The organism is Verrucomicrobiia bacterium, from assembly GCA_035577545.1.
Taxonomy (GTDB): domain Bacteria; phylum Verrucomicrobiota; class Verrucomicrobiia; order Palsa-1439; family Palsa-1439; genus Palsa-1439.
Genome location: DATLVI010000031.1, coordinates 85,844 through 109,343, shown reverse-complemented (window position 1 = coordinate 109,343; position 23,500 = coordinate 85,844). Strand labels below are relative to the sequence as shown.

Here is a 23,500-nt window from a genome sequence, read left to right as displayed (position 1 = left end):
AGTGTCCTCCCCTCCCACACCTATCCATAGGAAGCTGCCGGCAGGCTCACCCTCCAAACCGGACGCCAAACGGGCGCCTCCACTCCCCGCCCTCAGTTGCAAGGGAGGAGAAAGAGGCGCCCGCAAGGTCATCGTCATCATGCCGCGCCGCTTGCGGCACTGTGTGCTCCGTTGTTATCGACCTTTGGCTCCGCAGTTAGACTCAGCAGCCTGCGTTTCGATCTCGTCCGCCTGATCCGCGCTGATCAAACCCTGCGCCACGAATGCTTCCGCCGCCTGGGTAACTGCGGAGACGTACTTGCCATGATTCTTCCACCTTCCGCCCGAAGCCGGACCGGCGCACGGCGCGATTTGGTCGATGCTGCACCCATCTGCGTCCACAATGGCGCCAGCCGGAGTGTCCGGGCACAGATCCACAGAATCCGGGATTCCATCACCGTCTTCGTCGGTCTCACCGGAGAGCGAAAACGCGGAGTTGAACGGGCCTTGGTGAGTGATGTCGGTCCCAATGCGCAGCCAGTCCGGAGCAAGAGCGTCATTCCGTATCCAGCTTTGCAGGTCGCCCAAGAACGGAGTGCCAGGGGCGACGATCGGTTTGGGCGCGGAAAGCCACAGAAAATCGCCGCCGCTCGATAAGACCTCGGGGCGGAAGAAATAGTGGCCGGCGGGAAGCAAGATCGGCGGGTTGAAGGTCACACTGATCGTCACCTCCTGTCCAGTAACAGGACCTTCGCCATTGGTGAATTGGCCGGGGCTCTTGTTGATGCCGTTCACGACTGAGTTGGACGCGGTGAAGGACGAATTCACCAGCGTGGCGAAAAAGCTCAGGGAACCGTCGGCTCCATCCCGCGTGGCATTGTCGATTTCAACATCGCCGGGTGAATTGGCCCGTGTGGGTACGGTCAGTACGCGGTTGGTATCCGAGTCACCAGGGAAAACGTGATACAGTTCGACTTCAACGTCGCTGATGCTCGCCAGCGGCACTCCCAGGGGAAGCAGGCCCGTGAAGGTTGCCTGGTTGATGAGCGTTGTCTCCGTGAGAATGAAGTCGTCGGCCGTCTCGGTCTGGTTTTTCCCCGGGCTGGACGGACGCGAGAGCGTGGCGATTTTTCCATCCGGATCGCCGGTCGAAAAGGAAAAGGAAACCGCCAGAGCTTGGGATGCCAACAGGACCAAAGCCAGCGCGATTGGCCCCAGCCGTCGAAGGGCCGGCATTTCATTTATAGTTCTCGTTTTGCTACGTTCGTTCCTCATAACGTTCTCCATGGTTGATTTTTTTCGCGCGTCTGACTGGAGCGAAGGATTATCGTCGCTCCAAACAATCAGATTCGCTTTTGCGTGGATATGAGGAACAGGAGGGGAGGTGGTTCCAAAAAAAATTGCGCGGAATGTCCACCCAAGAAGGGAACATATCGGCTGCTCTTGCCTCGTCGTCGGTAGCGGCAGGCCAGGTTCCAACTTCAGCGTCGGGCGGATGTCAGACCGGTAGCACTTTCGATCCAGTACAAGTTTACGGCCTCAGCGAGTTGAGCACTTCCAGCGCTCGCACGGTGGCGGCGCCCCGGGTTTCAACCCCGAGTTTTTCGAATATTTCCTGCACGTGCTTTTTCACGGTGGACTCGGTGATGCCAAGAATCGTCGCGATGTCCGAGTTTGTCTTGCCCTGGGAGAGCCAGAGCAGCGTTTCCGTGGCACGGGGAGTAAGCCCCAGCTTGAGCAGTGGCTCGGCTGAGGAGAAATTGGGTTTGAATTCGCGCCTGGCATTTTGTTGGGAACGGCGCAGCCGCGCTTCGATTGCCTGGACGAGATCAGCGTTGGCCACTGGCTTCGTCAGGTAATCATCAGCTCCAAGGTTCATGCCGCTTCGCAAATCGTCCTTATCCCCTTTGGCGGTGAGGAAGACGAATGGAATCGATGCCAGACCAACATCCTGTTGCAATGCTTGCAACACACCGTAGCCATCCAATTCGGGCATCATGACATCGCAGAGAATCAAGTCAGGCCTTTCTTGCCGTGCAAGCTCCACCCCTTTGCGCCCATTTTCAGCCTCGATTGGCTCGTACTCGTGATAGCGGAGCAGAGCCATGATGTTCCGCCTCATTTCTGGTTCGTCCTCGATCACCAGGATTCTTCTCATGGGTCTATTCCAAAACCGGAAGCCTGACCGTGACCGTGGTGCCTTCTCCAAGTTTACTCACGAGTCGCACGCTCCCTCGGTGGAGTTCCACGCAACGTTTTACCACGAGCAGGCCGAGTCCGGTGCCCGGGCGGGTTTCCACATTGCTTCCGCGATGGAACGCCTTGAACAAGTGTTGGTGATCTTCACCGGGGATACCGATTCCCTGGTCACGAACGATGCAGACCGCGTCCACCCCATCCCGCTGAACCGCGAAACTCACGGTCGCTCCGGGCTCTGAGTATTTCACCGCGTTACTCAGGAGATTTGTGAAAATGTGCCCGAGTAATCTTTCATCCGCCTTCGCTTCCGCCGGAACCGAGGCCAGCGATAATTCGATACGGCACCGCCTGTTTGTCGCCGAAAGAACCTCATCCACCAGGCGGCGGCAAAATACGTTCAAGTCAAGCGTGGCTGGTTGAAAGTCCAACTTGCCGGCGTCCAGGCGGCTGAGAACCAGGATTTCTTCCATCATCCCGGCCATTCGGCGCGTGTTCCGTGTGATGGACTCCAATTGTTCGTCGCGTTCGGCGGGCGGCATCTTCTGGTAAAAATCGCGGAGCAATTCCGCCGAAGACTGGATGATGCCGAGCGGCGTGCGGAATTCGTGTGAGACCATGGAAACGAAATTGCTTTTGAGTTGGCTGAGTTCTTTTTCACGGGCCAACGCCTTGAGGATTTCCCCCTCCGCGTTCTTGCGCTGGGAGATGTCCAGGACCAACGAGAGCATATGGGGTTCGTGGTCAATCGTAATCGTTTCCCCCGAGAGCAGGACGGTGGACGACTCGCCGCAACGATTGCGCCATCGGCACTCCCTTTGACGAATCGAGCCGTTGGTCCGCATATCCCGCCATACCGCCTCCCGCTCGGCAGGATAGTCCCACATGCCCAATTCCGCCGAAGTTCGGCCCAGGACTTCCTCACGCGCATAGCCCAGCCAGTTCAAGAGAGCGTCATTTGCCAGAACATACCTTTCGTCACTCATGCGCAACATGCTGATGAAGACGGGGCTGGCCTGGAACGCCACGCTGAAGCGAGCCTCACTCTCGCGTAATCGTGCCTCGCTTGCCATCAACTCCGCTTCGGCCTTTTTCCGCCCGGTAATGTCCAATCCCATCGCCAGCACGTGCGGCACATGGTTGATTTGGATGACTTTGGAGGACACCAACATGGTGAACTGCTGTCCATGCCGGTTCCTAAAGCTGCACTCACGCTCACGAATGGAGCCTGTGCGGCGCAAGTCTGCCCAAAAGGCTTCGCGATCTTGCGGCTGCTCCCACACGCCGAGCTCGGTCGTGTTCCGTCCGATGATTTCGTCACGCGTGTAACCGGTCCATGCCGCGAATGCATCGTTTACGAGCACAAACTTCCCGTCGCTCATGCGCCCGATGGCGATGAGTATCGGCGACTCCTGGAAGGCGGCGCTGAACCGGGTTTCGCTTTCGGCCAGCGCTGTCTGCGCGCGCTTGCGCTCGGTGTTATCGATGATGCTGGCCCGAACCAGATTCTTGCCCTCCGCCGGCAGGCGCAGCAGCCGCACTTCAGTTGGGATGAGTTTGCCGTCCGGCTGCCGGTGAATCCATTCAAAGACCGGGGTGCCACCGGCCAGGGCTTCATCCATCAATTTGCGGGCGAGTTCGTCGGATCGCCGGCCATCCGCTTGAAGTTCAGGACTCACATCCGCCGGCGTCAACTCAGCCAGTTTTTCCATGGGCACTCCGTAAAGAGTGCAGGCGTGCTCATTCCCGAATAGAAACCGTCCGGTGTCCCCGTCAAAGACCACGATCGCTTCCGGAGCGTGCTCGACAAGCGCGCGAAACTGCGCCTCGCTCGTGGTCAGCGCGGCGGTGCGTTCCGCAACGCGGCGTTCCAGCGACTGGTTTAACTCCAGCAATTCCCGCTCGGTTTTCTTGCGTTCGGTAATGTCGCGCACCACCGACACATTCAGGCTCCGGCCCCCCACCTGGATCGACGTCACCAACACTTCCATCGGAACTTCGTTTCCATCGAAACGGCGGCCCACCCATTCGAACCGATGATTGCCGTATTTTTCAACCAAGGCAATGATCTGAAGCGTTTTTTCGCGGCTCGAAACACCGTCGGGTTGCAAGGGAGGCGAGAAATCTTCCGGCCCCGCCTGCAAAAGCTGTTCCTTCGTGCTCGCGCGCATGAGGTCGACGGCCGCCTGATTGCAGTCCACGAACACACCCATCTGTGGATCGAATAGCAACATCGCATCGGCACTTCGCTCGAACAGGAGCTGGAACATGGAGGGATTATCCGTGAGCGACGACTTCGCCGCACTGGGTCTTTCGTCCCAGTTCCGGCCTGCGGTAACCGGATGCTTCATAAGCCTGCGATTCTCCTAATCGCCCTATAAACCAACCGGAGCGATTCTACAAGGGGTTACAACAAAACACACGCCTCATGGGACGATAGTACCACAGTGCATTGAGGAAAGAATGGAATATGCCCAGGGCTCATACTTCACACTTACATGAATGAGCAATGCAAACTCGCAAGTGTCCGGAGCAAATCGAATGTCCCTGGCTTTAGACGGCAAACAATCATCCGCCGCACGGGAAAGCCACCGACGCGATCCCATACCAGATCGCCAGACAGAACCACGCGAACACCACGGACCAGTGCCGCCTTGGATCCCGGCCGCGGTTTCATGATCCGTCTGGGGTGGATCCGATTGTTTTACGCCATCATCTCAGAGAATTATGTCCTCCCGACAAGGTGAATCGCACAACGGGAACCACCTTATGCCTTCAGATGATTTTGAACAGATAGTGTCCCAGCATTATGAATCGCTCTACAGGTTCGCCCTCAGCCTGACGCGGACAGAGGCCGACGCGTGCGATCTTACCCAGCAAACTTTCTATATCTGGGCGACCAAAGGCCATCAACTGCGGGATCGTAGCAAGGTCAAGTCGTGGCTGTTTACAATCCTGCACCGGGAGTTCCTGCAAATCCGCAGAAGGGCGGTGCGCTTTCCGCATTTCGAGTTGAGCGAAGGGATTGAAGATCTGCCCACCCTCTCACCGGAAATGGTGAACGCGCTTGACGCAGCCCGGGTGTTCGAGCTTCTCGGCCAGGTCCAGGAACCGTACCGGGCGGTGCTCACCCTCTTTTATCTGGAGGACTATTCGTACAAAGAGATTGCTGATATCCTCGAGGTCCCACTTGGTACCGTTCGATCCCGCATTTTCCGCGGCGTGGTCCAACTTCGACAATCAATCCTAGTCGCGGACACGCCGCCACCACGGCCAGCGCCTGAACCGGACACATTCGTCCCGCACTGGCTCAATCTGTCACCGTCCGGCTCGATGGCTGGCGGTGGAAGCATTTGAGCAAATCGTGTGGTCAGACAGCCTGGACGCAAATTGAAATGGCTGCCTCGCTAGGACTCGAACCTAGACAAACTGATCCAGAGTCAGTTGTGCTACCATTACACTACGAGGCAGTCGTGACGGTCCGTAGAAGAGTAGAACGGGGTGAAAAAGGTGTCAAGCCCGCCAGGCCGTTGTGAATCGGCTAGTTAAGCCGCATGGGCATCAGCACGTAGAGGAACGGGGCGTTGACCTTGATGACGCCGGGGCTCAATTCGTCGGTCAATTCCACAAAAACCTCGTCGGCATCCAGGTTACGCAGCGGATCCATCATGTATTGTGGATTAAAGGCAATGGTAATCTCCTTGCCTTTGTAATTGATGGAAAGTGTTTCCTTGGCCTCGCCAACTTCAGGCGTGGTCGCGGTGATCGTCAACGTGTTCTTGCCGAAATTGAGCTTCACGGACTGCGACTTCTCGCTGGCCAAAATCGAGGCGCGGCGGAGTGCCGCCAACAATAGCTCACGTTCCAGTGGAACGCGCTCTTTCGTCTCAGTCGGAATCACCTGGCGGAAATTCGGGTACGTGCCTTCAATCAGCTTGGAGACCAAGGTGGTGCCATCCAACTCGAAAATGATCTGGTTTTCACCGATCGAGAGCTTCACGTCGCCCTTGTCCGCGAGAAGGCGCTCCAGCTCGGCGACCGCCTTGGTCGGCAGGATCAACTCGGCCTCCGCTCCCTTGGGAACCTCGATGTCGTGCTCGATCAGCGCCAGACGGCGGCCATCGGTAGCAACGACGGTGAGCTTGTCACCTTTGAACCCCATGAAAACGCCATTCAAAACATAGCGCGTCTCATCGTTGGAAACAGCGTAGGCAGTTTTCTTCAACATGTCCCGGAGCACTGCTTGCTCAATTTTCAAGGCCTTGCCTGCGCCAGACTCGGGAAAACGCGGAAATTCTTCCTCGGGCAATCCCATGATCTTGTAGAATGACGACCCGCAGCGAATCGAGGCCGCATTGCGGTCGTCCACCTCAACTTCAATCTCCGCCGCAGGGACTTCCTTCAATATGGAAAACAGCTTACGAGCAGGAAGCGTCGTCGAACCGGCCTTTGATACTTCCGCCTCGACTTTACAGCGAACGCCAACATCCAGATCCGTGGTCGTTAAACTCAGGCTGCCAGTGGACGCGTGGACAAGCACATTCGATAAAATGGGCAGCGTTGTGCGGGTGCTCACAACGTTTTGCACGCGCTGCAAGCCGTCGAGAATCGCTTCCTTGGTAACTTTGAATTTGATGGGCATGGCCGTCTGAATACTAAGACTATATTATAATAAGAGAAACAGTCGTTACCGTTCGGGCTGTGAATATCGCAAACAACTTTCCTTGTCAAGGATGCAGCAGGTAGTTGCATCGATTGGCCCCGGCCGAGAAACTTCCGATTTGGGAACCAGTGGATATGATACGGGGACAAATTCCCCAGCCATCGGCATCATTCCGCAGCTGATTGACAACTTGCCGACAGGTTATTGGCGTTGCAGTGATTGCTCCAGGAACGACACGGTCTGGCGCAAACTCTGGTCCTTGGCCGTGCGCTTCTCGATGAGTTTGCAGGCATGGATCACCGTGCCGTGATCGCGGCCACCGAAGCTCTCGCCGATGTCCGCCAATGACCGACTGGTCAGCGTGCGACTCAGGTACATTGCCACCTGCCGCGGGAACGCCACGCTTTGTGGGCGGCGGCGGCTGGTCATATCGGCAATGCGGATGTCAAAATGTTCGGCGACCTTCTTTTGGATCGACTCGATGGTGACTGTCCGCTTGGCTTCTTCATGGAGCGCGTCGCGCAACAGCGATTCCAAGGCATCACGATTGATTTCACTGCCGGTGAGGGATGCAAAAGAGGCGACGCGGATCAGGGCGCCTTCCAGACGGCGGATATTGGTGCGAATCCTTTCCGCGAGAAACTCAATGACCTGATCCGAGAGCTTCACATCCATCAGGGCCGCTTTCTTCTTGAGAATTGCGATGCGCGTTTCCAGCGCGGGTGGCTGGAGTTCGGTCACCAGGCCCCACTCGAAGCGGGAAACCAGGCGGGCCTCGAGGTTTGCGATTTCCGCCGCCGGCCGGTCGCTTGAGAGCACTATTTGCTTATGCGCATCGAAAAGGGTGTTAAAGGTGTGAAAAAACTCGTCCTGCATGCGCTCTTTGCCGGCGAGGAACTGGATGTCATCGATGAGCAGCACATCGACCTGGCGGTACTTTTTGCGGAACTTCGTCATGGTGCTGTTCTGGATGGCCTGGATGAAATCGTTGGTGAATTGCTCGCAGGTGATGTAACAGACCCGGCTGATCTTGCTGTTGCCTGAGGCCGCGTGGCCGATCGCCTGCATGAGATGCGTCTTGCCCAGGCCCACGCCGCCGTAGACGAAGAGCGGGTTGTAGGCTTTCGCAGGCGACTGGGCGACCGCCAGCGCCGCAGCATGAGCAAAATTGTTGTTCGGACCGATGACGAAACTGTTGAAGGTGTACCGTGGGTTCAACTTCGCGTCGAGAGATGCCTTTGCCGCGCCGCGTTTCTCCGTGGCACCAACGACGGTTGGCTTAACGACTTCGGCGGGCGCTTTCAAACCTGGTGCGATGGAAAAACGAACCTGCAGCGGATGCCGGGAGACTTGATTGACGGCCTCGCGGATCAGTGGGAGAAAGTTGTCCTGGAGCCAGATCTGATAGAATTCGTTGGCCACTCCAAGAACGAGGGCGTCCTGATTGATTTCGACGGCCTTAATGGGCGCGAACCACCTGCCAAAAAGTTCTGGATTGAGCATTCCTTGCAGGATTTTGCTCGCGTCTCGCCACAGTTGCTCGTGCCCCGCCGTCATCTTTTCTCCGTCATCGCGATACCTGACTTATTCACAGCTTGCTAACACATTTTCTGTGCGGCAGCCGGTAGGCTGACCTGGCCAAGGACAGGCGGAGAGAAGAGACCTGCACACGAATACCAAGGGAATCAAAACCTTGTAAAACCCCCCATGCGTCGCCAACCAAACGCCCAGCAACTGCGAAAATTACGACTTGGAATCGGCTTTTATACCGATGTGCAGCTGCGTTTTCCCCTCACAACATTCGTGTCAGACTCGGGAGAGAAGCGAACAAAAAAATCCTCATGTCCTGGATAACGGATACGACCAACTAGCGATACATGGCTATTCGTCCAGGCTACTAACAGGTTGTTCACAGCCCCTCCGCGTCCTCGCCTTTACCTTAACGCACAGGAGCATAGCGAGCGAGTTTCCCCGCTTCAAGAAAAAAAGCGTCCGCGCGCAAGAATTCTTTCCTGACGACGTGTACGGTAGAAAAAAACAGGGCTCGAAGTTCGCGAAAACTTCGAGCCCTGCGCGTGACACAATTCCTTTACGCGTCGTAGTACATGTGGAATTCCCACGGATGCGGGCGTAAGCGAATCTGATCCTGTTCTTTGCGCTTCATCTCGATCCAGGTATCGATCACGTCCTGTGTGAAGACGTCGCCCTTGAGCAGGAACTCATGGTCATCTTCGAGTTCGTCGCACGCTTCCGTGAGGCTGCCGGGCATTGACGGCACTTTCTTGAGTTCGCTGGCGGACAACTCGTAAATGTTCTTGTCGAGCGGTTCGCCAGGGTCGATGCGGTTCTCAATGCCGTCCAAACCGGCCATGAGCAGCGCGGAGAACGCTATGTACGGGTTCGCCATCGGATCCGGCGGACGATACTCAATGCGCTTCGCCTTCGGACTGGGTGAGTACGTCGGGATGCGGATTGCCGCCGAGCGATTACGGCTAGAATACGCAAGGTTCACGGGCGCTTCGAAGCCCGGCGTGAGCCGCTTGTAGCTGTTGACAGTCGGGTTCGTGATTGCCGCGATGGCTCGCGCGTGTTTGAGGACGCCGCCGATGTAGTAAAGCGCCATGTCACTCAAGCCTGCATATTCCTTGCCCGCGAAGAGGGGCTTGCCCTTCTTCCACAGGCTCTGGTGCGTGTGCATTCCACTGCCGTTGTCGCCGAAAAGGGGCTTGGGCATGAAGGTGACGGTTTTACTGTGACGCTTGGCGACATTCTTGACGATGTACTTGTACAGCAACATGTCGTCGGCCATCGAAACCAGCGAGTTGAACCGCAAATCAATTTCCGCCTGACCGGCGGTCGCCACTTCATGGTGCTCGCGCTCCACTTTGAGGCCGCACTCCTTCATGACCATGATCATCTCATTGCGGATATCCGCCTGGGTGTCCTGCGGGGGTACGGGGAAATAACCCTCTTTGTGGCGAATCTTGTTGCCGAGGTTCGGGAATTCTTCGCGACCGCTGTTCCAGATGCCCTCGTTGCTATCGATGTAATAAAACGCGCTGTTGGCCGTCTGGCCGTAGCGGATATCGTCGAAGATGAAGAACTCCGCTTCCGGGCCGAAGTACGCGGTGTCCGCAATACCCGTCTGCTTCAGGTAGGCCTCGGCCTTGCGAGCGACGTTGCGCGGGTCACGGCTGTACGGCTCACGCGTGATCGTGTCCACAGCGTCCGCCACGATGCTCAGAGTTGTAACCTGCGGAAATGGGTCAATGATCGCCGTGGCCGGGTCGAGTATCAGCAGCATATCGCTGGCTTCGATGGATTTCCATCCGCGGATCGATGAACCGTCGAACCCGAGGCCTTCCTCGAACACTTCTTCCTCCAGCTCTGAGATCGGCGCGCAGAAATGCTGCCAGGTGCCGAGAAAATCGCAGAATTTTACGTCGACGAGTTGAACGTTCTTGCTCTTACAGAGTGCCAGAACTTCTTTGGGTGTCATGTTTGTCCTCCGGGCCAGATGGTGAACGGGTCACCATCTGGCTGAATGTGATTCGTAGTTGCTCCAGTTTTGCGGCGTTACACAGCCTGATCGCCGCGCTCCTCAGTGCGGATGCGCACGGCCTCGTCGATGGGCAGTACAAAAATCTTGCCATCGCCGATCTTGCCCGTCTTGGCCGTCTTTAGGATCGCATTGACCGCGGCCTCCACGGCGCCGTCGGGCAGGACGATCTCCAATTTCAACTTGGGCAAAAAATCCACTGTGTACTCGCTGCCGCGGTAGATTTCGGTGTGGCCCTTCTGACGCCCGAAACCCTTGACCTCGGTGACCGTCATGCCCTCGACGCCCACGCCTGCGAGCGCTTCCTTGACGTCTTCGAGCTTGAACGGTTTGATAACGGCCTCAATTTTTTTCATCGATTTCCTCCCCTAGTGCGGGTGCGAATACTAGAGAACCGTCCGGGGCCTGTAAACAGAAAAAGCACCCTGACGACTACTCGCCTTCGCCGCAACGGGAGTCGGTACACCGTGTACGAGCAGTGAATTAGCAGTCGATATGCCACAGTGGTTTTAGGAGCACCAAGATCAATGCGCAATAGCTTGTGGGAGAATAGATTGGGCATGATGAGGCCGAACCTCTGAAGGTCGGAAATAAAACGTCGCCATGTGGCAAATTGCCCATGCTGATAAAAACTCGCCCCGCACCGGTTCGTCCCATAAACGCCCGGTCAGTCCTGCAGGTCTTGCACTTGGTTTGCTGTTGCTGCTGCTTTCGACCGCGTGCTAACGTGATCGGGTCATGGACGCACCAGGCAAAGTGCCGGATTCCATCAATTGCCATTCCTGTGGGGCGATCATCGACCTGACGGGACAAACTGGCTTCACTCACGTGGAGTGTAAGCATTGTGGCGCGCTTTCGGTTGTACCGCTGCAGTTCGGCGATTTCCTGTTGCTCAACCCCATTGGCATCGGTGGCGTGGGCACGGTTTACAAGGCCATCGATCTCCCGCTCAACCGCTATCTCGCGCTGAAGATCCTGCACAAGAAGCTCTCCACGAACCCGTTATTCATCAGTAGCTTCTCCCAGGAAGCCCGCGCGGCGGCGTCCGTCAATCACTCCAACGTCGCCCAAGTCTATTCATTCGGCGAAATCGATGGCCAGTATTACCTGTCCATGGAGTTGTGTGACCACGGCAGTTTGGACGACCGCATCACCAAGCTCGGCAAACTCCCCGAGGCGGACGTGCTTTCCATCGGACAGCAGATCACTGCCGCACTGGGTGCCGCCTGGCGACGCGGTCTGTTGCACCGTGACGTGAAGCCGGGCAACATCCTGTTCAATGAAGATGGAGTCCCGAAGATCATCGATTTCGGCCTGGCGCGCAGTCATGACCGGGACGCCGGAGGCGCTGGGGAGGGGGTTTCGGAACAGCTTTGGGGAACACCCTACTACGTTGCGCCCGAGAAACTCCGTGGTCATCCTGAAGACTTGCGCAGTGACATCTATTCGCTGGGGGCAACGCTTTTCCACGCGCTGGCGGGTCAGCCACCATCCGATGCTGCCACGACGGGCGCGGTGGTCGCCCAGCACACGACGCAACCGGCGCTATCCCTGCAAACGCACACGCCCGGCCTGCATGAGCGCACGACGCGGGCAGTTGCCTGCATGTTGGCCCAGGACCCGGCCGAACGGTACGAATCCTATGAGGAAGTGATTCAGGATCTCACCGAGGCGCAGGAAGAACTGAAGGCAGCCAGTGCCGCAAAATCCATCGTCGCTCCAACAGGTGAACGGTTTTCGATGTTGTCGGTACTGGGGATGCTGGCCACACTCGTGGTTTGTCTGGCAGTCGTCTGGTTCATGTGGAAGAACCGGGTGACGATCTTCCGTTGAAGCACCTGAATCACGGTGGGACGGTCGGGGTAATTACCACAATCTGGTTGATCACGCCCTTCACGCCCTTCACGGCGTGCGCGATGGCTTCAGCGCGCCATGACGTGGCGAGATTCGGCGCCGTTCCGCGGAGCGTGACCTTGCCGTCGTCGACTTCCACGATGATGCCCGCCGTTGTTGTGGGGGTGGCGTTGAGCTGACGGCGAATCCTCAGGCCGATGCTCTCGTTGGTTGGTGCCTCACCGGATTCTATGGGCGATGAAACAGGCTGCTCGATGGCCCGCATGGCAGGCCGGGGTTCGTTCGGCTTGTCGGGATTCATTGCGCAGCCGCCACAAAACGCGGCGCTGGCAACGCTGACTCCCGAGATAAAGAAAAACCGAACCCGCATAAGCCACCTGCTCTTCCCAGAGATAATCTAGCACGAAGCAGCGAATTCATGGAAGAATTTCTTCCGTGCCGTCTGTGGCGCTGCCGGATTGCACACCTACTCCGAACAGAACTGTAATGGGATTGTCATCATGTTAGAACCCGACGAGCGGTAGTTTTTTGACCAAGGAGGGTAGACGACCATGGCAAACGGTTTAACAACCGAGTCTCCGGGATCGAGAGTCGGCTTTGCATCTGCAGCAGAAGTGGCACAACGGTTTGGGGCAAGGGTGGACACGGCAATTTCGTTGGTCTTGCCCATGTTCAATGAAGGTCCGGTTGTTGAAGCAACACTGACTCACGCGCTGGGATCCTTGGATCGTCTTTTTGAGGATTTCGAGATCGTTGTCGCCGACGATGGCAGCACCGACGACAGCGCGCAGAAGGTTGCGCAGTGGGCGACCAGGGACGCGCGTCTCAAGCTCGTGCGGCTGCCGAGCAACCAGCGCTTTGGTGGCGCCTTGCGTGCGGGTTTATGCGCGGCTTCCAACGAGTTTCTCGTGTACACGGATTTTGATTTGCCCGTGGCCTTGAACAGCCTGCCCCAAGTCCTCCGTGAGTTTTCTGACGCGGATGTACTGACCGGTTACTCTGACGGCGTGACGAAAGACGCAAACTGGCGGTGCCGAGTCATCTCGCTGGGTTACAATTCTCTGGTGAGGAGGCTGTTCGGGTTGTCGCTACGGGACATTAACTTTGGATTTAAGGCCATGCGTAAATCGGTTTGGGATCAACTGGCCTTACGCTCCTGTAGCCCCTTCGTCGATGCCGAGCTTTTCATAAGAGCGCAGCGCCGGGGTTTCCGTGTGAAAGAGGTTGCGGTGCCATTTTCCCAGAGGCAGTTGGGTGCTTCCCACATTCGACGGTTTGACGTCATCGCCACGACGTTGTGGGACATGGCGCGGTTGCGGCTGGAGCCGTTGGGTGTCCCGAAAAGCCAGTGCTGATGATTTTGGACTCGGCCCCGGCGACGAGCAGGCCAGTTATCTTTGGATGTTCTTCCGGATGCTGATGGTCCGATCAGATCTCGGAACGGTGCCATATGAATTGCGAACGCGAGGTTCATTTTGTTGCCAGTTGATAGGCGTACTGCAGCTCTGTTGGTAGTGGCCCTGGCTCTCACAGTCGGGCTGGGCGTGAGCACCGTATATCGCGCGGCAATCTGGCCAATCCAGAGGACCGATTTCACCGTCTACCAACTGGCCGGCCAAGCTGTCGTTGACGGCACCGACATTTATCAAGTGCGCAATGTGCGGGGGTGGGCCTATGTCTACCCGCCGCCATTTGCGATTCTGATGGCGCCATTTGCACAGTTGTCGGTGTTTTGGGGGGCGTTGGTCTGGTACGTGATCTCCGTAGCGCTGATCGTCTGGGCGCTGGTAATGTGCGTAAGGGCAGTGCGGGCGGTCTTTAGTGTCGATTGTCATCTGTTGATTTTGTCGACAATACCCATCGCGATGTTGTTGGTGTGGTTCATGTCCGGGCTCACCCGCGGACAGGCCTCGGTGTTGTTGATGTGGCTGGTGCTCGCAGCGTTCTGTTGGCATTGGGAAGGTCATGACCTGCGGGGCGGCGCTTGCCTGGCCGGCGCAGTCCTGTTGAAAGCTTTTCCGCTGGTCTTGCTTGGGTATTTCGTGTGGCGGAGGAAATGGAAGCTCCTGCTGGCCGCAGTGGTGACCATCATTATCGGCGGTTTAATTCTCCCTGGTGCCATGATCGGTTTCAAGAGGAACCTCGCGTCCTGGGAGCACTGGGAACGGATCGTTGCCCGACCGGCGCTCGCGAATGAAAGTCAGCGGACGCAGAGCGGATTGAATGATCAACTGCTCGACCCTCAGAAACCGCGCAACCAGTCACTGCCCGCCGTGCTGAGCCGCTTGACGAACAATTCGGTTGCCCGGGTGGCGACTGTGTTCCTCGGATTGGGGATGATTGGGGCGATGTGGACGGTGGGACGGAAAGCGGGGGAGGGGTCCGAGCTCCTCATTGCTTCCGCCGTGATCACTTGGATGCTGCTGGTGCCACCGGTATCGGAGACGCACTATTTCATCTTGCTGCTCTTGCCCTTGATGGCGCTGCTAGCGGTGGCGATGAACGAGCCTGATGATACAACGCGGCGAATTATCCGTTGGACGCTGATTGTGTTTTGTACGCTCGTTCTCGCCTCAGCCAGCATCCGCCGGCTTGAGGTCGTGGGCGCGCCTTGCTGGGGAACCTTGATGGTGTGGATGGCCCTGCTGCTCGTGGTGATCCGGCGCGAAAACAATTCGGAGATTGGTGCGCGGGACAGGACTTGAACCTGCACGGCTTTCGCCATACGCCCCTCAAGCGTACGTGTCTGCCAATTCCACCACCCGCGCCCAAGTCATCGGATCGCCGATAAATTATATGGAAAGCCGACCGCCAGCAAGCTAAGATTTCCCGGCTATGTCAGGGCATTCCAGATGGTCGAAGGTGAAGCACTACAAGGGCACCATCGACGCCAAACGCGGCAAAATCTTCGCCAAGCTCGGCAAGGAAATGGCCGTGGCCTGCAAACACGGCGGCGGCGACCCCGGGTTCAATCCCCGCCTGCGCACCATTTTAATGAAGGCGCGCGCCATGAACATGCCCGCCGACAACATTGACCGCGCCATCAAGAAAGGCACTGGCGAACTGCCCGGTGTCACCTACGAGGAAATCACCTACGAAGGCTACGGGCCCGGTGGTGTCGCGCTCCTGATGGAATTGCTCTCCGACAACAAGAACCGCACCGCCGCCGAAATTCGCCAGATCTTCACGAAACACGGTGGCAACATGGCAGTCATGGGTGCCGTGAAACATCTCTTCCATCGCAAAGGCCAGATCCTTGTCGCGAAGGAACAGATTTCCGACTTTGACCAACTGTTGCTGGTGGTGCTCGACGCGGGCGCTGAAGACATGATTACACACCCCGACAACTACTCGATTCTGACCGACCCGCACCAGATCGAGGTCGTACACAAAGCTCTGGAAGCGAAAGGCATCAAACCCGAATCCGCCGAAGTCGCATTTCTCCCGTTAACGCCATTGCCCGTCATGGACGAAAAGACCGCGCGCAGTGTTCTCGCATTGATCGACGCGCTGGAAGACAGCGACGACGTGCAGAATGTCTACTCCAACTGCGATATCCCCGACGAGATCCTGGAGAAAGTTCAAGCAGCCGCCTAGTTGTGAAAATTCTCGGCATTGATCCCAGTCTGCGCTCCACCGGCTTCGGTGTGATCGAGGCTCAGGGCAATCAGTTGACCCCGCTCTGTCACAGTCATCTCAAGAACCCGCCGAGTCTGTTGCCGTCTCGTTGTCTCGTGCGCATCGCCGATGCCATGTTGAAATTGATCACCGACCACCAACCCGAAGCGGTCGCGATCGAGGGCCTGGTCTACGTGCAGAACACGCGCATTGCCTTCACCCTCGGCCAAGTCCGTGGCGTCATCATCGCCGCCGCCGCGAAGCACGATCTGCCGATTTACGAATACGCCCCGCGCAAGGTGAAGCAATCCGTCACCGGCCTTGGCGGCGCCGGCAAGAACCAGGTCGGAAACATGGTGAAAGTCATGTTGGGCTTGAAGGAAGCGCCGCAGGCCGACGCCGGCGATGCCCTCGCCGTCGCCATCTGCCACGCCCACAGTTGCCGCGGCATCCAGGTCAAGCCGCCGAAGCAAATCTAGGTACTCAGTGTTCGGGGAGCGACACTCATGGAGTCAGAGGAACAAAACTCCGGTTCGCATGTTGAACAGGACGCTTCGGACTCGCCTTCCATGGCGGAGATGTTCGACGGCGAAATCGCCCACAAGCGAGTTTCGCTGTTGTATCAACTCGGGTTGGGCGCAGTCGCCCTGATGATGCTGCTTTTGCCGGCGTTATATTTGGGCCTGATCGCCCTCGTGGGATACGGCGTTTACTATCACATGGATCACGACCTGAGTTGGCTTCAGGGCGGAGATTATAGCTCTGGGCCCACTCTTACGAACATCGTGCTTTATTTTGCGCCCGTGGTATCCGGGGCCATCCTGATTTTCTTCATGTTCAAACCATTTTTTGCACGACGACAGCAGCACTTCTTGCCGATGGACATTTCATCCACCGAACACCCCCTGCTCTTCGCGCTGATTGAAAAGATCTGCCAGCAAATCGGGGCCCCGGTTCCGAAACGCGTGGATGTCAATTGCGACGTCAACGCCTCGGCGAGCTTTCGGCGGGGATTACTGAGCTTGTTCGGTCAGGACGTGGTGTTGACGGTCGGATTGCCGTTGGTTGTGGGGTTGGATGTGCGCGAATTCGCGGGCGTGCTGGCCCACGAGTTCGGCCACTTTGCTCAGGGAACGGCGATGCGGTTGACGTATGTGATTCGCCGGATCAATGGCTGGTTTGGCCGGGTTGTTTATGAGCGCGACCAATGGGACGCGTGGTTGTACCACGCATCGCACCAGCGGGACATCCGTGTGTCGGCGGTGTTCCTGGTGGCGCGCCTTGGCATCTGGTTGTCACGCCGCGTCCTGTGGGGATTCATGTATCTGGCCCATGGCATCAGTTGTTTCATGCTGCGGCAGATGGAATACGACGCTGACAACTATGGAATACAATTGGCGGGGACCGACGGGTTTATTTCGACCTCCAAGCGGCTGCAGGTTCTGAGCTTCGCTGCGCAAGAGGCTTATAATGAACTGGATGACGGATGGAAGCGGCGGCGTGTTCCTGATAGCCTGCCAGTGTTCATCGGCAACAAGGCCGACATTCTCCCTCAAGAGATCCGGACGAGAATTGAGGAGTCCGGCGCCAAAGCCGAGACGAAACTGTTTCATACACATCCATCCGCTGCTGACCGCATTCGACAGGCGGAACGCATGTGCGCCGCTGGCGTGTTCCGTGCCGTCGGACCGGCAACGACCTTGTTCCACCGCTTCGACGATCTCGCCCGAAACGTCACGCTGATGCACTATCAGCAAGGATTGCGATTACCGCTGAGGCCCGAGCATCTCGTTCCCGTCGAGGAGACCGTGCGCGAAAGCCGTGGACAAACGGAAGGCGAGCAGGCGATAAAACAGTTTCTCGACGGGCAATTCTCCGTGTTGCGACCCATTGTCATCGACGACCGGGACATCACACCACCGAAAGATCCGGACGAATCAATCCGGAATCTTGTGGCAGCACGGCAGCGAATGATGCAATCGCCGGCGGATGTGGAACCAGCGCTTAAAGAGTTTCTCGACGCCGACACGAAGCTCATGCAGGCCTGCCTGGCGACACAGTTGCTGACGGTTGGTTGCAAGATACAGCCAGCCGAGTTCCATCTAGGCGCGGCTACGTTGGAAGCAGCAAAACAGGCAACCAGCGAAAACGAACGTCGTCAAAACGATGCCGCGTCGCGTCTGCAGGCATTCGAGGCCGACACGACGATTCGCCTGATTTCGGCCCTGCGCCTCCTTCACTCTCCCCAGGTTGCCGATGGGATCAAAGACGTCGAACAGTTACGGATTCAAGCAACCGAGTTGACAGGGGTGCTTCCCAAGCTGGTGTCGGTTTATTCGCTTTTGCTCGCCCTGCGCCAACAGTTTCTGGGCATGCAGGTTGTCAGTGCGAACCGGTCGAAATGTTCGGAGCCGGGACGGGCGGATTTTCGCATCAATAAACTGGCGCAAGACGCGCAACAAAACATCCAGGCCATCCAGACCAAACTGGCTCACGTCCGTTATCCGTTCCAACACGCGAAGACGGAACTGTCGTTGGCCGATTATGCGATGCCCGATCGCTCCGATAACAATTCCGTGGCGCGCACGTATCAACAGGCGAGCAGCCACCTGGAGCGCCTGTTCAAGCTGTATACCCGGATTCTTGGACAGCTGGTTTTGATCGCCGTGACAGTGGAAGATCGATTTAATTTCTCGGAATCGGAACAGCCCCAATCTGGCTCGTAGGATGTAGTCCCTCTAAAAACTTCGTGTCATTCGAGTCGGATTCGTGCTAATTCGTGCCGTGTGATTGCGTATCTCCATGGCCAACTCGCGGAAGCGACGCCAACCCACATCATCATTGATTGCCACGGTGTCGGCTACGCCGTGTTCATCCCGCTTTCGAGTTACGACAAACTGCCGATGAAGGGCAACGAAGTAAAACTGCTCACGTATCATCACGTCGTGTCCCAGGACGGCACACAGCAGTTGTTTGGGTTCGTCACACCCGAGGAACGCGAGATGTTCCTGTTGCTCATCAGCATCAGCGGCATCGGCCCGAAACTCGCCATCAACATCCTTAGTAGCACGTCGATCTCGGCCCTTCGCAATGCCATCGCTTCAGGTGACACCGCGACACTTTCGACATTGCGCGGCATCGGCAAAAAAACCGCCGAACGCCTCATCGTCGAGTTGAAGGACAAAGTCGGCGGAGCCGGAACCTTCGCGACGAAAGGCCGCGCCGCCACCCCCGAGGAACAGAAGCTCATCGACGCCGTCCTCGCCCTCGTCTCCCTCGGCTACAAACAGGTCGACGCCCATAGAATCGTGCTCGCCGTTGCCGATAAGTCTGGTCCCAAGGCCACCGTCGAGGAATTGGTCCGCGCCGCGCTGAAGAGCGCGTGATCTTTTTAGCCTGCCAGAATCCGACCATCACCCGCATAACTGATTCTAATTGCCATACTTAACTGGGGGGTTCGTTTCGCAGAAACAGTTTTTCCGAGGCCCTATTTCTTCTGAAAATCACCGCATCAACCCCGTGGGGGCGCTCGCTAGCTGAGCTTTCGATTGTCAAAGAACCGCACCCAATCCTATCTCGTAAGAGACGCCAAGTCGAGCAGAATTATCGTTTTACGATGCTCTGTGGCAATAATAGTCCGCAAGCTTTTGGAGGTTTCACGGGGGGGCAGCCGGACCTACGCGGCGTCAAGTCCATCCCACGCCCGAATGCCTTCAGTCACTAGAACGCCGGCCCGACATCCTGTTGCGGCTGCGGCGCTGCTTGCTTTATCGCGCACCTGCGTGATACCGAGTGCGGCTTCAATATTATACTCCGCCCACGGCAGGTGGTACCGAGCCCCGTCCGGGGCAGAAATCAATCGGGAAAAACCAACAGACTCCATAGCGTTGTGGAGCTCATTGTAGTTCTCAGCTGTTGCGTTGTGCAGCTCGACCCTTGTCGTGAATTTTGCCATCGCGATTATCTCCTTCTGTTTTGATCGCTGTTTTTGTTGTTGGTTTGAACTTCCTGACATCGAAAAGTGGATCTCCAACCTCGTTCGGCGGGTGATGGTTGCAAGTCTTCTTCTTGAATAACTCCATCCGAATATTGGGTGTGACCGTGCTCCGGTTTCCGTCGTAATCCAGATAAACAAACTCCGCTGGTTTTTCGAACCAAGGCGTGAGCAATTGCACAACAAGTCCAACGGCTGTTGAGGCGAGTACACCATTTGGCCACACCACTTGCGGACGGCTCCCAGCATCGCCGTAACGATTCGCTTCCTCCGACAGCCGGTCGTCTGTTACCAACTCGACACACCTCAAGCAAGGCTTGCCAGGTAAGGAAAGTATAATTTGTCCGCTAATCAAAAACTGTTTGGCTCCGAGGTTATGGACATCCATCCCGATGTCGATGTAAGGAGTAAGGTGGCGACGTGCAAACCGTTCGAGTTGCTCGCGTTCAACGAAGGAGTCGAGGCATCCAATAAGAATGTCGCATTGTTTCAGCGCTCCCGTTGCGAGGTGCCAGGAATCCGGCACCGGAAAAACTCGCGGCGATTCGATTAATCCACGAATTTGGCGTTCCGCGATAACGACTTTTTTCGTTTCGGTTTCAACGTCGGCAAGCGTTCCGCCGATGAGGCGGTTGGTATTGGTATCGGTGATGTGATCCGGGTCGACCAAAACGAACCCACCGACTCCCAGATGAGCTAATTGCTGAACGACGTGTGAACCCCCTCCACCAAGGCCGACGATACCGATGGTTGATGCTGTGAGAATGCTCTCGCTATCGACACCCAGAAAACTTTGCCGATCGAAGCGCGTCATGAGTATCTCCATATTTTGATGGGCGCGCCGACCTCCACGCAACGGTCGATTACCGTTAACGACTTGTCACCTGCCAACCAAATGTGGCCGTAGGCCGATGTGTCACTTAAAACCAGAGCGCCGTGAGGACATTGCGGCGCAATCTGGAAAAAATTCGGAACAAATTTCGCCTGCTCACGAAGATCAATGCCACTGAAACGGGGAGTGCGACAGGGGCCGTGAGAATGCACATGAAACATCGAAACACGCTCTGACATTGCGCACTGAAGCGCCTTGCGGATGGCTTCGGGGCCAATCATGGCGCCAACGGATTTATCGCGGAGGTAATCCCCGTCGTTCACGGGACGATAATCACGGGCAAGTACCCACAGATTTCCATCCGCCGCCGACACCCCGGCCGTGATGAAACCAACGCGCTCGAAGGCGAAAGGGTGCCGCCTTTCCAGATCCTCGCGGATCGTCTTGAGCAGGTGGTAAGTAATTTTAAACTGAATGCTCATGACAGTGCCCTCAGGTGTGCACACAGCATACTGGTCCAGGGCTGATTCGGAACAACGTTGTTCCAGGAGGGAGCCCACCACGTTCGGCCGAGGACAGTGTGTGGTGTCCAATTTCTACTCTGCCCGGCCCCCTCAAGACTCCGCTCAAAAAAAAGCCGGGTCGTGTACCCGCTATGGCCGGCCGGATACAGCAATAGAGTCATCTGCACAGTACCCTCCCCAACGCGAAACTTGAAATCCGGGAGCACCACCACGGCAACACTGTTCTCCGTGTGGAGGGATGCAGTCGAATGCATCGACCGCATCCCGGCAAATTCCACATCCGCGTCCACTACGACGAACCTCCCCCGGGAACCTGGCTGTAAAAGTGCATACCACGTTTCAAGCGGATCTTTTCTCCGGGTTTCAAAGTGACAAGCTCCCCGTCGCGTTTTTTCAGGTTCAGAAGATAACCCTGCTCAATGGGGAACTTTGCCATCAACTCTTCCGTCGTGTAGACGCCACGCGGAAGTTCGTAGGGAACATCCTTGAAGAACACCTCCACTAGGTGCTTCCGCTCTGGAGCGCCGCTGTGAAAGTGCTCATCCTCCTTGAGGTGCACCACCCCTTCATTCCTCTGAATTTCCTCGTCCTCGTGATCGCCATCCACCTCCCGGTAGAGTTCGCGGCCATGTTGTACATTGCCGAGCTTGTACAGAGCCTCCGCTGTCGTCGGATTCGGTGATTCATGGGGTCTTTGGTCGATATGAATTCTCACTTCGTGCTTACGATTTACTTCCGTTTGTTCTGCAGACATGTAAATGCCCACCTTTCGCTATTTCTAGTTCGCAGCCCATTTTTGCGTAGGGCAGCAGTCAACGCATGAGTTCGTCAATAGCTACAAAATACATATATTTTATATATTGTCAATGTGTTTTTTATGTATTTTTTGGTATTAATTGTGTTGACAATTACTATATAAACTATATATTTCTCCATAAGAAAGGAGTGCGAGATTGCAATGGAAACTCAAGGCAAGAGAACAATGACTCTGAACCTGACAGGGGCTGAAATGGAAGCGTTGGAGCGCTTGTCAGGCTTGAAGGATTTAACAAAAACAGCCGTGTTGCGCCAAGCGCTACGATTGTATCAGATGATTGACCAACGGGCGCGACTCGGCGAGAAGATTTATTTTGAAAACGAAGCCAAAGAAAAGGCTGAGCTGATGCTCATTTGACCGTGGAAGCATCCCCAGTTCATCTCATAAGAGTTGCCGATATGGAACTCGTGCCTGCCGACCTTTTGGACGAGATCGGTGAACAGCATGTCGCACTATGGGAAGAAACTTGGATGCCGCAGATGCTGGAGGCCGCCGCGCGTTTGGGTGCAGCTAAAGCCCCCAAGTCATCTTGGCCGCAGGATTTACTTTGGAACTGGCGCCTGAAGACCGACTGGGCAAAGCCGCTTTTGGGAATGCGTTCGTTTTGCATCGTATGTGAAAAAAGTTTAGAAGGCATGATGATGGTTAACCTGACCAAGACATGTCATCTGGAAGAACAGCGGCACAAGGAATTGGCTTACATAGAGTTTATCTCTACGGCTCCCTGGAATCGAGCCAAACTTTTTGGGGTGGCCCGGTATTACGGTGTAGGCAAGATCCTTGTTAGAGCAGCGATCGAATTGAGCCTCCGGGAGGAGTTCGAGGGAAGGATTGGTTTGCATTCACTTCCACAGGCAGACGATTTTTATCGCCGCAAATGCAAAATGAGTGTGTTAGGGGTTGACGCTAAAAAGGAAAACTTAACCTACTTTGAAATGACTCCTGAACAGGCCAAATTGTTTTTGGAGGAAGATTAAATGAAGATCAAAATCTCAAAAGATTGGTGCCGAAAGCACGGCATATTAGAGGGAGACTCTGAGATCGGGGCGGGGTTCCCGCCATTTTTGCCACGCCAGGAAAAGCCGCAGTCCGATATGATCGACATGACAAGCGAGGTGCGCATTGCCTTCGGAAAGTTTCTTCAACTCTTAAGGAGAAACTGCTCTCTGTCTGTGGAAGAATTGGCAAAGCAAGCCGACATAGATGCGAGCGAACTGCTGAACATAGAGGCAAATGTCAACTACAGTCCAGAGCCCAGAACCGTTTACCAACTTGCGATATATTTTAGGCTTCCGCAGAAGCGATTAATGCAACTAGCGGGCCTGACACAAAACAGAGACCCTCAACTCACCAAAGACGCGGTGCGGTTTGCAGCCCGCTCAGAGCCAACAACCAAATTGAATGCATCTGAAAGAGATGCGTTGGAGGCTTTCATAGCCCGCCTGAGTCAGATGGAGTGAGAAG

22 protein-coding genes and 2 tRNA genes are annotated in these 23,500 nt (G+C 56.2%); 11 read left to right on the top strand and 13 right to left on the bottom strand.

Annotation, left to right across the window (positions count from 1 at the left end; translation table 11 throughout):
- Positions 1 to 174 precede the first annotated feature (174 nt).
- From VNL17_10915 to VNL17_10905, 3 genes are all read right to left on the bottom strand, one after another.
- Positions 175 to 1,215 carry a PEP-CTERM sorting domain-containing protein gene (locus tag VNL17_10915; protein HXI84583.1) on the bottom strand — a complete coding sequence of 347 codons (1,041 nt, stop codon included), beginning with the start codon at positions 1,213 to 1,215 and terminating at the stop codon, positions 175 to 177.
- A 295-nt stretch (positions 1,216 to 1,510) separates the two neighbouring features.
- A complete protein-coding gene (locus VNL17_10910) occupies positions 1,511 to 2,137 on the bottom strand; it encodes a response regulator transcription factor (GenBank protein HXI84582.1) in 627 nt (208 codons plus the stop codon).
- 4 nt (positions 2,138 to 2,141) lie between these two features.
- On the bottom strand, positions 2,142 to 4,526 hold the full coding sequence (locus VNL17_10905) for a PAS domain-containing sensor histidine kinase (GenBank protein ID HXI84581.1): 2,385 nt from the start codon (positions 4,524 to 4,526) through the stop codon (positions 2,142 to 2,144).
- A 376-nt stretch (positions 4,527 to 4,902) separates the two neighbouring features.
- On the opposite strand from VNL17_10905, the gene VNL17_10900 reads away from it, so the two are divergent.
- Positions 4,903 to 5,532, top strand: coding sequence for an RNA polymerase sigma factor (locus VNL17_10900; protein HXI84580.1), 630 nt, complete (start codon positions 4,903 to 4,905; stop codon positions 5,530 to 5,532).
- Positions 5,533 to 5,571: 39 nt separating this feature from the next.
- On the opposite strand, the gene VNL17_10895 is transcribed toward VNL17_10900, so the two are convergent.
- The 5 genes from VNL17_10895 to VNL17_10875 all read right to left on the bottom strand — a co-directional run bounded on the left by VNL17_10895 (position 5,572) and on the right by VNL17_10875 (position 10,753).
- A tRNA-Gln gene (locus VNL17_10895) sits at positions 5,572 to 5,645 on the bottom strand.
- 71 nt (positions 5,646 to 5,716) lie between these two features.
- The gene (gene dnaN / locus VNL17_10890) at positions 5,717 to 6,817 is read right to left on the bottom strand and encodes a DNA polymerase III subunit beta (protein ID HXI84579.1); all 1,101 of its coding nucleotides are present in this window, start codon (positions 6,815 to 6,817) and stop codon (positions 5,717 to 5,719) included.
- 222 nt (positions 6,818 to 7,039) lie between these two features.
- Positions 7,040 to 8,395: a chromosomal replication initiator protein DnaA gene (gene dnaA / locus VNL17_10885; GenBank protein ID HXI84578.1), complete on the bottom strand. Its 1,356-nt coding sequence runs from the start codon at positions 8,393 to 8,395 to the stop codon at positions 7,040 to 7,042.
- 532 nt (positions 8,396 to 8,927) lie between these two features.
- Positions 8,928 to 10,337 (bottom strand): type I glutamate--ammonia ligase, encoded by a 1,410-nt coding sequence (gene glnA / locus VNL17_10880; protein ID HXI84577.1) that lies wholly within the window; start codon positions 10,335 to 10,337, stop codon positions 8,928 to 8,930.
- A 77-nt stretch (positions 10,338 to 10,414) separates the two neighbouring features.
- Positions 10,415 to 10,753 (bottom strand): P-II family nitrogen regulator, encoded by a 339-nt coding sequence (locus VNL17_10875; protein ID HXI84576.1) that lies wholly within the window; start codon positions 10,751 to 10,753, stop codon positions 10,415 to 10,417.
- Positions 10,754 to 11,135: 382 nt separating this feature from the next.
- On the opposite strand from VNL17_10875, the gene VNL17_10870 reads away from it, so the two are divergent.
- On the top strand, positions 11,136 to 12,230 hold the full coding sequence (locus VNL17_10870) for a serine/threonine-protein kinase (protein HXI84575.1): 1,095 nt from the start codon (positions 11,136 to 11,138) through the stop codon (positions 12,228 to 12,230).
- Between the two features lie 10 nt (positions 12,231 to 12,240).
- Here the strand turns inward: VNL17_10870 and VNL17_10865 are convergent, their stop codons facing one another.
- Entirely contained in the window at positions 12,241 to 12,621 is a 381-nt protein-coding gene (locus tag VNL17_10865; GenBank protein HXI84574.1) for a BON domain-containing protein, read from the bottom strand.
- A 181-nt stretch (positions 12,622 to 12,802) separates the two neighbouring features.
- Between VNL17_10865 and VNL17_10860 the strand changes: the two genes are divergently transcribed.
- Positions 12,803 to 13,606: a glycosyltransferase family 2 protein gene (locus VNL17_10860; GenBank protein ID HXI84573.1), complete on the top strand. Its 804-nt coding sequence runs from the start codon at positions 12,803 to 12,805 to the stop codon at positions 13,604 to 13,606.
- A 159-nt stretch (positions 13,607 to 13,765) separates the two neighbouring features.
- The gene (locus tag VNL17_10855) at positions 13,766 to 14,956 is read left to right on the top strand and encodes a glycosyltransferase family 87 protein (GenBank protein ID HXI84572.1); all 1,191 of its coding nucleotides are present in this window, start codon (positions 13,766 to 13,768) and stop codon (positions 14,954 to 14,956) included.
- Here VNL17_10855 and VNL17_10850 read toward each other — a convergent pair.
- Positions 14,935 to 15,019, bottom strand: a tRNA-Leu gene (locus VNL17_10850). The two genes, VNL17_10855 and VNL17_10850, sit on opposite strands and share 22 nt — an antisense overlap.
- A gap of 67 nt (positions 15,020 to 15,086) precedes the next feature.
- Between VNL17_10850 and VNL17_10845 the strand changes: the two genes are divergently transcribed.
- Genes VNL17_10845 through ruvA form a run of 4 tightly spaced genes read left to right on the top strand, consistent with a single transcriptional unit; the run spans position 15,087 to position 19,255 of the window.
- Positions 15,087 to 15,848, top strand: coding sequence for a YebC/PmpR family DNA-binding transcriptional regulator (locus VNL17_10845; protein HXI84571.1), 762 nt, complete (start codon positions 15,087 to 15,089; stop codon positions 15,846 to 15,848).
- A gap of 2 nt (positions 15,849 to 15,850) precedes the next feature.
- Positions 15,851 to 16,348: a crossover junction endodeoxyribonuclease RuvC gene (ruvC, locus tag VNL17_10840; protein ID HXI84570.1), complete on the top strand. Its 498-nt coding sequence runs from the start codon at positions 15,851 to 15,853 to the stop codon at positions 16,346 to 16,348.
- 27 nt (positions 16,349 to 16,375) lie between these two features.
- Positions 16,376 to 18,595, top strand: a complete 2,220-nt coding sequence (locus tag VNL17_10835; GenBank protein ID HXI84569.1) for a M48 family metalloprotease — start codon at positions 16,376 to 16,378, stop codon at positions 18,593 to 18,595.
- Positions 18,596 to 18,655: 60 nt separating this feature from the next.
- Entirely contained in the window at positions 18,656 to 19,255 is a 600-nt protein-coding gene (gene ruvA, locus VNL17_10830) for a Holliday junction branch migration protein RuvA (protein HXI84568.1), read from the top strand.
- Between the two features lie 522 nt (positions 19,256 to 19,777).
- Here ruvA and VNL17_10825 read toward each other — a convergent pair.
- The 3 genes from VNL17_10825 to VNL17_10815 all read right to left on the bottom strand — a co-directional run bounded on the left by VNL17_10825 (position 19,778) and on the right by VNL17_10815 (position 21,973).
- Positions 19,778 to 20,677 carry a ThiF family adenylyltransferase gene (locus VNL17_10825; GenBank protein ID HXI84567.1) on the bottom strand — a complete coding sequence of 300 codons (900 nt, stop codon included), beginning with the start codon at positions 20,675 to 20,677 and terminating at the stop codon, positions 19,778 to 19,780.
- Positions 20,674 to 21,288, bottom strand: a complete 615-nt coding sequence (locus VNL17_10820; protein HXI84566.1) for a hypothetical protein — start codon at positions 21,286 to 21,288, stop codon at positions 20,674 to 20,676. Before VNL17_10820 ends, VNL17_10825 begins: the two co-directional genes overlap by 4 nt.
- A 220-nt stretch (positions 21,289 to 21,508) precedes the next feature.
- Positions 21,509 to 21,973: a hypothetical protein gene (locus VNL17_10815; protein ID HXI84565.1), complete on the bottom strand. Its 465-nt coding sequence runs from the start codon at positions 21,971 to 21,973 to the stop codon at positions 21,509 to 21,511.
- Positions 21,974 to 22,177: 204 nt separating this feature from the next.
- Here VNL17_10815 and VNL17_10810 point away from each other — a divergent pair, with 204 nt between their 5' ends.
- The 3 genes from VNL17_10810 to VNL17_10800 are packed head-to-tail and all read left to right on the top strand — an operon-like array spanning position 22,178 to position 23,496.
- Positions 22,178 to 22,393, top strand: a complete 216-nt coding sequence (locus VNL17_10810; GenBank protein ID HXI84564.1) for a transcriptional regulator — start codon at positions 22,178 to 22,180, stop codon at positions 22,391 to 22,393.
- A 41-nt stretch (positions 22,394 to 22,434) separates the two neighbouring features.
- On the top strand, positions 22,435 to 23,013 hold the full coding sequence (locus tag VNL17_10805; GenBank protein HXI84563.1) for a GNAT family N-acetyltransferase: 579 nt from the start codon (positions 22,435 to 22,437) through the stop codon (positions 23,011 to 23,013).
- Complete coding sequence (locus VNL17_10800) at positions 23,014 to 23,496, top strand: helix-turn-helix transcriptional regulator (GenBank protein HXI84562.1); 483 nt, start codon at positions 23,014 to 23,016, stop codon at positions 23,494 to 23,496. It begins immediately after the preceding gene.
- Positions 23,497 to 23,500: the final 4 nt, after the last annotated feature.